Consider the following 13,444-nt stretch of genomic DNA (forward strand, 5'->3'; position numbering starts at 1 on the left):
ACAGGTAGTCATACATGTCTAAGCTAGTTTTAGTTTTAAACTGCGGTAGTTCTTCTCTTAAATTTGCCGTTGTTGATGCCGAGAACGGCGACGAGCACTTATCAGGTCTTGCTGAGTGTCTTCACCTTCCTGAAGCTCGCATCAAGTGGAAACTTGATGGCAAGCACGAAGCTCAACTAGGCAATGGTGCAGCTCACGAAGAAGCACTAGCGTTTATGGTAGAAACTATTCTTGCTTCTAAGCCAGAGCTTAAAGCTAACCTAGGCGCAATCGGTCACCGTATCGTTCACGGCGGCGAGCAGTTCACTCAATCTGCACTAATCACTGATGAAGTTCTAAAAGGTATTCAAGACGCTGCAACATTTGCACCTCTTCATAACCCTGCTCACATCATCGGTATCGAAGCGGCTAAGAAAAACTTCCCAGAGCTGAAAAACGTTGCTGTATTTGACACTGCGTTCCACCAAACTATGCCTGAAGAGTCTTACCTATACGCTCTTCCATACAACCTATACAAAGAACACGGTATCCGTCGTTACGGTATGCACGGTACTTCTCACTTGTTCATCACTCGTGAAGTTGCTGGCCTACTAAATAAACCAGTTGAAGAAGTAAACATCATCAACTGTCACCTAGGTAACGGCGCGTCTGTATGTGCAATCAAGAACGGTCAATCTGTAGACACTTCTATGGGTCTTACTCCACTTGAAGGTCTAGTAATGGGTACTCGCTGTGGCGACATCGACCCTGCGATCATCTTCCACCTACACGACGCTCTAGGTTACTCTGTTGATCAAATCAACACGATGCTAACTAAAGAGTCTGGTCTTCAAGGTCTAACTGAAGTGACTTCTGATTGTCGTTTCGTTGAAGACAACTACGGTGAGAAAGAAGAAGCAACACGCGCAATGGACGTGTTCTGCCACCGTCTAGCTAAGTACGTAGCTGGCTACACTGCTTCAATGGACGGTCGTCTAGACGCAATCACTTTCACTGGCGGTATCGGCGAGAACTCTGGCCCTATCCGTGAAATGGTTCTAAACCGTCTTGGCATCTTCGGTATCGAAGTAGATAGCGAAGCTAACCTTAAAGCTCGCTTCGGCGGCGAAGGCGTTATCACGACTGAAAACAGCCGTATCCCTGCAATGGTTATCTCTACTAACGAAGAGCTAGTCATCGCTGAAGACACTGCACGCCTGACAGGTCTTTAATTGAATTACTGGCTAGCCACTCGGCTAGCCAGATTTTCATTCAAACGAATTTCTTAGGGGCTCAACTCCTATTCTTCGAGCTTCATGGAATAAGAGTTGAGCTTTTATCCCCCAAATAGCTAAAGGTACTCTACGAATGTCTCGTACTATTATGCTTATCCCTACTAGCGCAGGCGTTGGCCTAACAAGCGTTAGCATGGGTGTTCTTCGCGCTATGGAGCGTAAAGGCGTTAAAGTTTCTTTCTACAAGCCAATCTGTCAGCCACGTTCAGGTGGTGATCAGCCAGATCTGACTTCAACTATCGTTGGCCACAACAGCGATATGAAGATCGGTGAGCCAATGGCGATGTCTGTTGCTGAAAGCCTAATCGGTAACGACAACATGGACGAGCTGCTAGAAACCGTTGTTGAACGTTACAACCAAATCAACAAAGACGCAGACGTTACGCTAATCGAAGGTCTTGTACCTACTCGTAAGCACCCATTTGCAAACCAAGTAAACGCGGAAATCGCGGCAACACTTGGTGCAGAAATCGTGCTAGTTGCGACTCCAGGTACTGATAACCCAGCGCAACTGAAAGAGCGTATCGAAGTAGCATGTTCTAACTTCGGCGGCACTAAGAACAAAAACATCTCTGGCGTTATCATCAACAAGCTAAACGCTCCTGTTGACGAAGCTGGCCGTACTCGCCCTGACCTATCTGAAATCTTTGACGATGCAGATAGCGCGAAACAAAACGAATTGAAAGTGATGGAAATCTTCAACACTTCTCCAATTCGTGTACTAGGTTGCGTGCCATGGAGCATTGATCTGATTGCGACTCGTGCAATCGACATGGCTAAGCACCTGAAAGCAGATATCATCAACGAAGGTGACATCAACACTCGTCGCATCAAGAGCATCACTTTCTGTGCACGTTCTCTGCCAAACATGATTGAGCATTTCAAACCTGGCTCTCTACTTGTTACTTCTGCAGACCGTCCTGATGTTATCGTTGCTGCTTCTCTTGCTGCAATGAACGGTGTGGATATTGGTGCTGTACTGCTAACTGGCGGTTACGACATCCCTCGCGAAATAGAAGGTCTATGTAAACCAGCGTTCGACACTGGTCTACCTATCTTCAAAGCACAAGGTAACACTTGGCAGACATCTCTAAACCTACAGAGCTTCAGCATCGAAGTACCTGCAGACGATAAAGAGCGTATCGAGTTCATCAACGAGCACGTTGCTGGTCACATCGACGGTAACTGGATCGAGTCAATGACTGAAGGTACTCAGAAGTCTCGTCGTCTAAGCCCACCAGCGTTCCGTTACCAACTAACTGAACTTGCTCGTAAAGCAGGCAAGCGTATCGTTCTTCCAGAAGGTGACGAACCACGTACTGTTAAAGCGGCAGCAATCTGTGCTGAACGCGGCATTGCAGACTGTGTGCTTCTAGGTAACCCAGATGAAATCCGTCGCGTAGCAGCTCAACAAGGCGTTGAGCTAGGTACTGGCGTAACCATCATCGATGCCGATGCTGTTCGTGAAAACTACGTTGCTCGTCTAGTTGAGCTGCGCGGTGCGAAGGGCATGACTGAAGTTGTGGCTCGTGAGAAGCTACAAGATTCAGTATTCCTAGGCACAATGATGCTTGAGAACGACGAAGTTGACGGCCTAGTTTCTGGTGCTGTTCATACTACGGCGAACACTATCGTTCCTCCGTTCCAAATCATCAAGACTGCACCAAATGCGTCTATCGTATCTTCAGTATTCTTCATGCTTCTGCCTGATCAAGTACTGGTTTACGGTGACTGTGCGATCAACCCAGATCCAACTGCTGAACAGCTTGCTGAAATCGCTATCCAATCTGCTGACTCTGCAGCAGCATTCGGTATCGACCCTCGCGTTGCTATGATCTCTTACTCTACTGGTGAATCTGGTAAGGGTGCAGACGTTGATAAAGTACGTGAAGCAACTCGCATCGCGAAAGAGAAGCGTCCTGATCTAGTGATCGACGGTCCTCTACAGTACGACGCAGCTATCATGGAAAACGTGGCAGCGTCTAAAGCGCCTAACTCTCCAGTAGCAGGTAAAGCGACAGTATTCGTATTCCCAGACCTAAACACGGGTAACACGACTTACAAAGCGGTACAACGTTCAGCTGACCTAGTTTCTATCGGTCCAATGCTGCAAGGTATGCGCAAGCCTGTAAACGACTTGTCTCGTGGCGCGCTAGTAGACGATATCGTGTACACAATCGCTCTAACAGCAATCCAAGCAGACCAAGAAGCTAAATAATCGCTTCTGACATCTAGTTGGACAACTATCCAAAGCCCTCGATTCGTCGAGGGCTTTTTCTATTGTTGGCCACACAGCAAAGAGGCTATGAGCAATAGCACTAATACGCTCTTATGAATATAGCGCCATAAATACCCCAGCCCCAACCACAACACAACCTGTCATCACGGGTGCGATTCGGCGCCAAAGCTTCTTATCCCCTATCGCGATAACCATCCCCATTTTCACAATGGTATTAACCGAAGCGGCAATCAAAATGCCTAACGCAGCAGTGGTCACGCTTAATGTTTGCGTACTTTGACGTCCGAGGGTTAACGAGATCGCATCAACGTCAGTAATCCCTGATAAAGCAGAAAGGATCAACACCCCCGCATTGCCAAACCAGTCAGACAAAGCGTGAGCAAGCAGCATAATCAACGCCAACACGAGGCCAAAGAACAGTGCCGACTGCAAAGCAAGAGGGTTCGTTTGCTTATTTGATTGCTCAATCTGCTCAACTTCACTTCTGCGCCAAATCCACCATGCCGGAATGTACAACGCAACCATCATCGCCATCACAATTGGCCAAAGCAGTTTCACTAATTGTGGATTGATAACAGACAGTACGATAAGTAAACGAGGGAACATGGTTCCGCAGCTCAAAAGAATACCACTAGCGAGTAACGGGCTGATGCTCGCTTGCTCACGAGAAAGATGGGAAAACTGCAACGTTAATGCTGTCGAAGAGCTAAGCCCCGCAAATACAGACGTAAACAAAATACCTCGCTTCGCCCCGCCGATCTTTATCGCAAAATAACCGACAAACGAGATACTAGCGATCAACACAACCATCCACCAAATCTCATACGGGTTAAGTGCATTCCAAGGGCCGTAAGATTGATTTGGTAACAGGGGTAACATGACTATCGAGATAAGTAATAAACGCAGTGCTGCGTCTAACTCATACTCTTGCAGTTTTTGTAGCGCTTGATGTAGCTCTCTTTTGTTATCGAGCACCACAGCGGTTATTACGGCCGCTGCTGCAGCCAAAACAGCCTCACCCGACACGGCAAGGTTACCCAGAACAAACACCACCATGATACTAACCACGCCAGTGATGCTCACATCTCCGCTCTTTTTCTGCTGTATAACAAAAGCGATGCAAGTGAGGATGACTAAAGCGATAAGCGCAAAACCAATGAGTAAAGGTGTATAAATGTTGGCGAGAATGCCAACTAAACCACCGAGTAAACCGACTAAAGAAAAAGTACGAATGCCTGCTACACGACTGCCTTCTACGCTATTGCGCATCACCCAGCCACGTTGGGTGCCAACAATTGCCCCCAGTAATAGAGCAATAAGCAGATTCCAAATTAGATGCTCGCCACTGACAAACTCATTGATATCCATGCATCACCCCCGTTAAAAAGCGGTTGTTATATCATTAGTTTATTTGAATATGGGTAAGAAGCTGTGACGATGAGAGGATAATCAGAAAATGGCCCCGGCTCCCGGCTTACCATTGCGTCTTATAATTTCATTATTCTTTTACCTACCACCAAAACGTAATAGAACGAAGCGATCCTCCCTGTTCAATTTATCAGCATTATTTACATTTCAACTGAACTTTCTTACTAGAACTACGTAACGAAGATGGACCGCTATTAAGCAAACTCACACATAAGTAAGGAATACATATGAACAACTCCATCAACAACTCACTGCTAAAGCTTGGTTTAGCTGCATTTCTGTTCAGTTTTTCTTCATTCAGCTTTTCTGCCCCAAGCATTAAAGGCGTTGATCAAGATATGTCCGGAGGAACGGTAACCGCAAAAATGGCTCATGCTGACGACAACGGATGGATGGTCGTCCACCGAACAGACGAATCAATGAAGCCTGGCCCTGTTATCGGCTATGCCCCACTAAAGATGGGACAGAATGAGAACGTGAATGCAATTTTGATGGAACCGGTTGAGTCTGGCGACATGCTGATGCTAATGGTCCACGGAGAAAAAGGGGGAATGAAGACTGGCGTATTTGAATATACACTCGGAGCCAAAGAAGATGGCCCTGTAAAAGTCGACGGAAAACTAGTGATGGACGTCGTACGCGCTAAGTAAGACGAGCGCACACTTAAAAGTCACTCTCCTGCTCCTAGTATTTAGTTGGCATAAAAGTACTTAACGATATTGCTAACCGTTAAGTACTTTTTCATTTCTGATGGAGGTAGCAAACTAGCTAATTATTTCTCTTCCATGAGGAGAGTTTAAGTCTAAATCAGGCCCTTTGGGTACGACTTGCGTCGGGTTAATACTAGTGTGGCTGAAATAGTAGTGACGTTTAATATGGTAGAAATCCGTGGTTTCTTCGACGCCTTCGACTTGATACAACTCTTTTAAGTATCCTTGAATATTCTCGTAGTCTGCGATGCGCTGCTTGTTACATTTGAAGTGACCCACATACACGGCATCGAAACGGATCAGAGTCGTAAACAAACGCCAATCAGCCTCAGTAATAGTATTCCCCGCTAAATAACGATGCGTCGCTAGGTGCGAATCGATTTTATCTAGCGCAGTAAATAAATAATCGAATGCTTCTTCATATGCCTCTTGCGTGGTCGCAAAACCACAGCGATACACTCCATTGTTGACGTTTGGATAAACAAAATCGTTCCACTCGTCAATAACATGCTTTAGCTGTTCTGGATAATAGTCATCGTGGTTTCCTGTTAACTCATTGAACTCCGAGTTAAACATACGAATAATTTCTGACGACTCATTCGACACAATCGTATTGGTCTTTTTATCCCAAAGCACAGGCACAGTTACACGGCCTGTGTAATCTGGTTTGGCCTGCGTGTAGATTTGGTGCATACGAGTGTGACCAAATAGTGGCTCAGGGAGCCCCATTTGCCAGCCTTGGCTTAACATATCAGGGCAAACAACCGTGACATCAATATGGGGTTCTAAGCCTTTCAGCTTGCGGAAGATGAGCGTTCGGTGTGCCCAAGGACAAGCAAGAGAGACATACAAATGGTATCGACCAGACTCTGGTTTAAACTCCGCATCAGGTTCGTTTTTAACCCAGTTACGGAATCCGGCATCTTCACGCACAAATTTGCCACCATTTGACTTTGTGTCATACCAGACGTCATGCCAAACACCTTCGACCAACTTACCCATGATTGCGCTCCTCTCATTCTGTTTATGTCTATATTAGCGTTTCCTATCAAACAGAAAATCACTGAACTTAGGACATCATGTTCAAGAAATTCGAATGTATAAATCAGATGCATAAAAAAAGCGCGACCCGATGAAGGTGTCGCGCTTAAGCCCGTCACAGGCTGAATTTATACACTAACGTGCAAACAAGATACCGCGTGAACGTCGTTGCCTTGAATCGTTGGCTTCGTCTTCGCACACTCTTCGGTTGCTTGTGGGCAACGAGTGCGGAACACACAACCCGATGGTGGGCTGATCGGCGAAGGAAGGTCGCCTTCCAGCATTTGGATTTTCTTACTGCGCTCAATGTTCGGGTCCGGAATCGGAACCGCTGACATCAATGCGCGTGTATATGGGTGCTTAGGATCAGCAAACAGCGCCTCCGCCTCACCGAGTTCGACAGCATTACCCAAGTACATGACCAAAACACGATCTGAGATGTGTTTAACCACTGACAAGTCATGCGCAATGAATACCAGAGAAAGGCCTAGTTCTTTTTGAATCTCTTTAAGCAGGTTAACAACCTGAGCTTGAATAGATACATCAAGCGCCGATACGGGTTCATCACAGATGATCATCTTAGGCTTAAGGATAAGCGCACGCGCAATACCGATACGCTGGCACTGACCACCCGAGAACTCGTGCGGATAACGGTTGATCACATTTGGTAGTAGACCCACTTTCGCCATCATCTCTTTAACGCGGTCTTTCACTTCCTGCTTAGACAGTTCTGGGTAGAACGTTTCAAGAGGCTCAGCAATAATGTCGCCAACCGTCATACGTGGGTTAAGAGAAGCTAAAGGATCTTGGAAAATCATTTGGATTTCTTTACGCGTTTCACGACGTTGGACGTCTTTCATCTTAGTTAGATCTTGACCCAACCAAACTACTTCGCCATCCGTCGCTTCAACAAGACCGATGATGGCGCGCGCAAACGTCGATTTACCACAACCTGACTCGCCTACTACACCAAGTGTTTCCCCTTCGTATAGTCGAACGTTCACCCCATCAACCGCTTTTAGGCTTGAAGGCTTTGACCACGGCCATGCCGATTTTGACGCAATGCTGAAGTGAACTTTCAGCTCTGAAATGTCCAGAATTAGCTTTTTATCTACTGCGTTCATTTGTTCCAAGCCTCCCATTCAGAAAAACATGCGCGCTGACGGCCATCACCAAATGGAGTCAGAATTGGCGCTTCCCGCTTACAACGATCCATCACTCGGTGACAACGCTCTTGATAAGGGCAGCCCGGTGGTAGACGAAGCAAGTTTGGTGGATTACCAGGAATGGTTGGCAGAATTTCACCTTCCGTATCAAGGCGAGGGATCGCTTTCAACAGACCCTCTGCATAAGGGTGGCTTGGATTATAGAAGATTTCGTTTACGTTGCCGTACTCCATCGTACGACCTGCATACATCACCAGCACTTTGTCACACGAACCTGCAACAACACCAAGGTCGTGCGTGATCATGATGATCGCCGTGTTGAACTCGTCTTTAAGCTCATTAAGCAGGTCCATGATCTGTGCTTGAACCGTCACATCAAGTGCTGTTGTTGGCTCATCGGCAATAAGCAGTTTAGGACGACATAACAACGCCATCGCGATCATTACACGCTGACGCATACCGCCTGAAAACTCATGCGGGTACATCGTGATACGCTTACGCGCTTCAGGGATTTTCACCGCTTCCAGCATGCGTACTGATTCTTCAAATGCTTCCGCTTTGCCCATGCCTTTATGTAGCATAAGCACTTCCATCAACTGGTCACTTACCTTCATGTAAGGGTTCAGCGATGTCATTGGGTCTTGGAAGATCATTGCGATCTGTTCAGCGCGAACTTTGTTCAGTTCTTTTTCTGGTAAGTTTAAGATTTCTTTGCCTTCAAACTTTGCGCTACCAGAAATAATACCGTTCTTAGCCAACAGGCCCATGATTGCGAATACGGTTTGAGATTTACCTGACCCCGACTCTCCAACGATGCCTAAGGTTTCGCCTTGGTTGAGAGAGAAGTTCAAATCGTTTACTGCGGTTACGATACCATCTTGCGTGGTGAATTCGACGCGCAGATCTTTGACATCTAATAAGCTCATCATTGCTTCCTTAATCTTATCTTTTAATTATCTGTCTTTTGGATCCAGCGCATCGCGCAGGCCGTCACCAACGTAGTTGAAGCAGAATAGCGTCACAACCATGAACACGGCTGGGAATGCCAGCTGCCAGATTGCCACTTCCATTGTCTGTGCACCTTCTTGTAGAAGCGCGCCCCAACTTGTCATCGGTTCCTGAACACCAAGACCAAGGAATGATAGGAATGACTCCGTCAGGATCATGCTCGGAATAAGCAGCGTAGAGTAAACCGCTACAATACCCAGTACGTTCGGCACGATATGACGAGTGATAATTTTCCAGTTGCTAACACCACACACATGTGCAGCTTCGATGAACTCTTTGCTACGTAAGCTGAGTGTCTGACCACGTACGATACGCGCCATATCTAGCCATGCGATAGCACCAATCGCAACGAAGATCAGCATGATGTTACGACCGAAGAATGTTACCAGTACGATTACCAGGAACATAAACGGTACCGCGTATAAAATTTCTAGAATACGCATCATTACGCGGTCAACTTTACCGCCGATGAAACCAGATGCTGCGCCGTAGAGCGTACCAATCAGTACCGCTACAAATGCGCCCATAACACCCACCATCAACGAAATACGACCCCCAATTAGCGTACGCACGTATAAATCACGGCCTAGGCTGTCAGTACCAAACCAATGGTCAGCATTCGGTGCAACGTGCATCGCGTACCAGTCAGTATCATCAAAGGTGTGCGGTGCGATCATTGGCAGAATAATCACCGCCAACGTCATTAGAACAAGAAGGAATGAGCTCACCATTGCCGCTTTGTTGCGCATAAAACGGATACGAGCATCTTGCCAAAGACTGCGACCTTCAATCTCCAAGTTTTCGGAGAACTTCTCAATCGCTTCTAGGTTTTCTTTTTTCGTTAACATAACCAAACGTCCCTGTTAGTAGCGAATTTTCGGGTCAATCATTGCAAGTAGAATATCTACAATCGCGTTGAATAAAATGAATAGGAAACCAATCAGGATGGTTACACCCATTACTAGCGAGTAGTCACGGTTAAACGCAGCGTTAACGAATAGCTTACCAATACCTGGTAGACCAAAAATGGTTTCGATAACAACAGAACCAGTGATGATACCTACGAAAGCAGGACCCATGTAAGAAACAACAGGGAGAAGTGCCGGCTTAAGAGCGTGCTTGATGATGATGTAACGGTAGCTTAGACCTTTAGCACGAGCCGTACGAATAAAGTTACTGTTCAGTGTCTCGATCATCGAACCACGCGTAATACGAGCGAAGGTTGCAACATACAGTAGTGACATACCAATGACAGGAAGCACTAAATACTGCCAGCTACCATCTTGCCAACCGCCCGCAGGGAAGATATTCCAGTGAAGCGAGAATAGATAGATAAGCGCAGGTGCCAATACAAAAGAAGGCATTACCACGCCGAGCATCGCTGTCGACATGATGGTGTAATCAATCCAAGTATTCTGCTTGAGCGCAGCAATGGTACCGACGGTAACCCCCATAATCAGGGTAAAGATAAAGGCGATGAAGCCCACTTTAGCCGAAACCGGTAAGGCTACCGCGATCAGCTCGTTAACCGAGTAATCAAGGTATTTAAATGACGGCCCGAAATCCCCTTGGATAACATTGGTCAAATACGTGGTGTATTGTTCAAATACAGGTTTATCCAAGCCATATTTAGCTTCGATATTTGCCATTACTTCGGGTGGCAATGGACGCTCTGTCGAGAAAGGGTTTCCCGGTGCAAAGCGCATAAGAAAGAAAGATACGGTGATCAAAACCAACATTGTTGGGATCGCCTCAAATATCCTTTTTGCGATGAATTTAAGCATAAACTCACTCTTTCAGTCTGTGACAGTTAAATTAAAGAAGTCGTCCAATTCTTTTGGACTAAAGATAGGCGCTACATGCAATTTCTCACATGTAGAGCCTCATTTTTATAGTTCTATCGAGTTACGAATTACTCTGTGATGTAGAGATCTTTAGAGTAAATCTTGTCTTCCGCGTTATTGACTGGGAAGCCACCAACTTTCGGTGATAGTAGACGTGATTTCACGTACTGGTAGATAGGTGCGATTGGCATATCTTTTGCCATCAACTTCTCAGCTTCTAGGTAAAGCGCTTGACGCTCTTCGTCAGAAGTTGAAGCAAATGCTTTGTTCATGATTGCATCGTACTCTTTGCTGTCGTAGTGAATACCACCAGTAGTGTTATTACTCATCATCAGCGTTAGGAAAGATGAAGCTTCGTTGTAGTCGCCACACCAACCTGCACGAGCAACCTCAAAGTTGCCAGAATCTTTGGTAGATAGGTAAGTTTTCCACTCTTGGTTTTCTAGCGTAACGTCTAGACCAAGCGTCTTCTTCCACATTGAACCCAGTGCAACCGCAAGTTTCTTGTGGTTCTCTGACGTGTTGTATAGAAGGTTAAATTCAAGAGGATTGTCTGCGCCGTAACCCGCTTCTTCCAATAGACGCGCCGCTTCAGCGTTACGCTCTTCTTGCGTCATTTTGCCGTATGCAGGGATTTCTGGGTTGAAACCCGCCGTGATTTCAGGCGTTAGGAAATAAGCTGGCTTTTGACCTTGTGCTAGGATCGCATCAGTCACGATATTACGGTCAATCGCATAAGAAATCGCTTTACGTACGCGAACATCATCAAACGGCTTTTTCTTCGTGTTGAAGATGTAGTAGTAAGTACATAAGTTACCCGATACAGACACGTCTTCTGGATGCTCTTGCTTCAAACGCTTGAAGTGCTCTGTAGGCAGTTCATTCGTGAAGTCGATTTCACCTGCTAGGAAGCGGTTCATTTCCGCTACTTGGTTTTCGATTGGTAGGAAAGTAACTTGATCAAGCGTCGTGTTTTCGTTGTCCCAGTATTGTTCGTTACGTTTTAGAACTAAACGCTCGTTTACAACCCAGTTGTCAACAACATAAGCACCGTTACCTACAAAGTTCTCAGGCTTCGTCCATTGATCGCCGAACTTTTCAACGGTTGCTTGGTGAACAGGCTTCACTGTTGTGTGGCCCATCATCATCACAAAGTATGGTACAGCAGTGTCTAGCTCAACCACTAACGTGTGGTCGTCAACCGCTTTAACACCCAACTCACTCTTGTCTTTTTTACCCGCAACAATGTCTTTTGCGTTCTTCATCTTGGTGTATTCCATGTACCAAGCGTATGGAGAAGCGGTTGCTGGGTCGACTGCGCGTTGGAAGCTGTATACAAAATCACCTGCAGTAACAGGATCACCGTTAGACCATTTTGCGTCTTCACGTAGGTGGAAAGTGTATGTTTTGTTGTCTTCAGTTTCCCAAGATTCTGCAACACCAGGGATAGTGTTACCGTCCGCATCTTGGTTTACTAGGCCTTCAAGAAGATCGCGAATCACGTGGGATTCTGGAACACCTTGAGATTTATGAGGGTCTATTGTCGCAACTTCTGTACCGTTACCACGCACCAATTCTTGAACAGCAGCAAGTTTTGGCTCTTTAGAATCAGATTTAGCTTCAGGGGCTGGAGCCGGAGCAGGCTCAGCAGCTTGTTTCTCTGCAGGCTTTTCGCCACAACCAGCTAAAGCGAGAGAAAGACCAGCACCAATAAATAAAGCGCGCGTGATTTTATTCTTATACATGCGTAAAACTCCAAATTTTTTCGTTAGCATCCATGACTTCTTTGTAAGGGCCTGGAACGGTCAGAGTTTTAGATTTTTTTAGTGCATTTTCTGAGCACAAAAGCCTAAAACCTTACAAAGACTGCGGCACACATTAGCAATCATTGAAGTAATTTGCCATAAAAATGTAGCAAAAAAACCAATAATCCTGACTAAACCACACATATCTAGCAGTAAACTCTAATCAAAAAGTATTCACCAGCCAAATGGAGACCAGAAGCGACATTCCACAGACAAAACTTTCGATTAATCTACATTTAAACCATTTGATAGCATCTTATGCTAGATATTTACATATTATTTAACATTTATGACAAATGAAGTCTAACAAATAATTGTTTATATATTGGGCTAAAAACTTTTATTGTGAAGAATATCACCAGAGCGAGTACGGGTTGTGTTGAAGTCAAATGAGCAGAATTATGAAGATAAGTACAAAAAAAAGCTAAGTGCCATTGACACTTAGCTTTTTTCACTAGAATGAGGAGTGGGTTCTATTTTTCCCAACGCCGTGCAGCTTGGTGATCAGTATCGCGCGACTCAATCCAACGATCTTCATTCGTCGTGCGTTCTTTCTTCCAAAATGGTGCTTTGGTTTTCAAGTAGTCCATAATGAACTCGCAAGCATCAAATGCTGCTCCGCGGTGTGCACTTGAAACACCAACAAAGACGATTTGATCACCACTATCCATGTCACCAACGCGATGAATCACGCGTACGCCCAATAATGGCCAACGTGATTCAGCTTGATCGCAAATGTCGCTCAAGCTCTTCTCAGTCATGCCTGGGTAGTGCTCCAAGTGCAAAGCAACAACATTATCGCCAAGGTTCATATCTCGAACTTTACCAATGAATGTTACGACAGCACCAGCAGCCGTACCTTCGGATAAACGTTGATATTCGTGATCAACGGAAAAGTCTTCAACTTGTACAGAGACGCGTGGGTCCAT

Annotated in this window: 11 protein-coding genes; 3 read left to right on the forward strand and 8 right to left on the reverse strand. The window is 45.7% G+C overall.

Features of this window, described 5'->3' with window-relative positions:
* Positions 1-14 precede the first annotated feature (14 nt).
* Both L3V30_RS01035 and pta read left to right on the forward strand, forming a co-directional pair.
* The gene (locus L3V30_RS01035; RefSeq protein WP_005396635.1) at positions 15-1,211 is read left to right on the forward strand and encodes an acetate kinase; all 1,197 of its coding nucleotides are present in this window, start codon (positions 15-17) and stop codon (positions 1,209-1,211) included.
* A 136-nt stretch (positions 1,212-1,347) separates the two neighbouring features.
* Positions 1,348-3,492, forward strand: coding sequence for a phosphate acetyltransferase (gene pta / locus L3V30_RS01040; RefSeq protein ID WP_005396636.1), 2,145 nt, complete (start codon positions 1,348-1,350; stop codon positions 3,490-3,492).
* A gap of 111 nt (positions 3,493-3,603) precedes the next feature.
* Here the strand turns inward: pta and L3V30_RS01045 are convergent, their stop codons facing one another.
* Positions 3,604-4,881, reverse strand: a complete 1,278-nt coding sequence (locus tag L3V30_RS01045; RefSeq protein ID WP_237308106.1) for a DUF4010 domain-containing protein — start codon at positions 4,879-4,881, stop codon at positions 3,604-3,606.
* 287 nt (positions 4,882-5,168) lie between these two features.
* Between L3V30_RS01045 and L3V30_RS01050 the strand changes: the two genes are divergently transcribed.
* Positions 5,169-5,591, forward strand: a complete 423-nt coding sequence (locus L3V30_RS01050; protein WP_237308107.1) for a hypothetical protein — start codon at positions 5,169-5,171, stop codon at positions 5,589-5,591.
* A gap of 114 nt (positions 5,592-5,705) precedes the next feature.
* Here the strand turns inward: L3V30_RS01050 and L3V30_RS01055 are convergent, their stop codons facing one another.
* From L3V30_RS01055 to moaE, 7 genes are all read right to left on the reverse strand, one after another.
* Complete coding sequence (locus L3V30_RS01055) at positions 5,706-6,653, reverse strand: glutathione S-transferase family protein (RefSeq protein ID WP_237308108.1); 948 nt, start codon at positions 6,651-6,653, stop codon at positions 5,706-5,708.
* A 167-nt stretch (positions 6,654-6,820) separates the two neighbouring features.
* Positions 6,821-7,834, reverse strand: coding sequence for a murein tripeptide/oligopeptide ABC transporter ATP binding protein OppF (gene oppF, locus L3V30_RS01060; RefSeq protein ID WP_006742812.1), 1,014 nt, complete (start codon positions 7,832-7,834; stop codon positions 6,821-6,823).
* Positions 7,813-8,784 (reverse strand): ABC transporter ATP-binding protein, encoded by a 972-nt coding sequence (locus L3V30_RS01065; RefSeq protein ID WP_005396641.1) that lies wholly within the window; start codon positions 8,782-8,784, stop codon positions 7,813-7,815. Before L3V30_RS01065 ends, oppF begins: the two co-directional genes overlap by 22 nt.
* 27 nt (positions 8,785-8,811) lie before the next feature.
* Complete coding sequence (gene oppC, locus L3V30_RS01070; protein ID WP_237308109.1) at positions 8,812-9,714, reverse strand: oligopeptide ABC transporter permease OppC; 903 nt, start codon at positions 9,712-9,714, stop codon at positions 8,812-8,814.
* 15 nt (positions 9,715-9,729) lie between these two features.
* Complete coding sequence (gene oppB / locus L3V30_RS01075; protein ID WP_006742810.1) at positions 9,730-10,650, reverse strand: oligopeptide ABC transporter permease OppB; 921 nt, start codon at positions 10,648-10,650, stop codon at positions 9,730-9,732.
* Between the two features lie 128 nt (positions 10,651-10,778).
* Positions 10,779-12,455 (reverse strand): ABC transporter substrate-binding protein, encoded by a 1,677-nt coding sequence (locus L3V30_RS01080; RefSeq protein WP_005396644.1) that lies wholly within the window; start codon positions 12,453-12,455, stop codon positions 10,779-10,781.
* A gap of 533 nt (positions 12,456-12,988) precedes the next feature.
* Complete coding sequence (moaE, locus tag L3V30_RS01085; RefSeq protein ID WP_237308110.1) at positions 12,989-13,444, reverse strand: molybdopterin synthase catalytic subunit MoaE; 456 nt, start codon at positions 13,442-13,444, stop codon at positions 12,989-12,991.

The sequence above is a fragment of the Vibrio sp. A1-1 genome (assembly GCF_021728175.1).
GTDB classification, from domain to species: domain Bacteria; phylum Pseudomonadota; class Gammaproteobacteria; order Enterobacterales; family Vibrionaceae; genus Vibrio; species Vibrio diabolicus.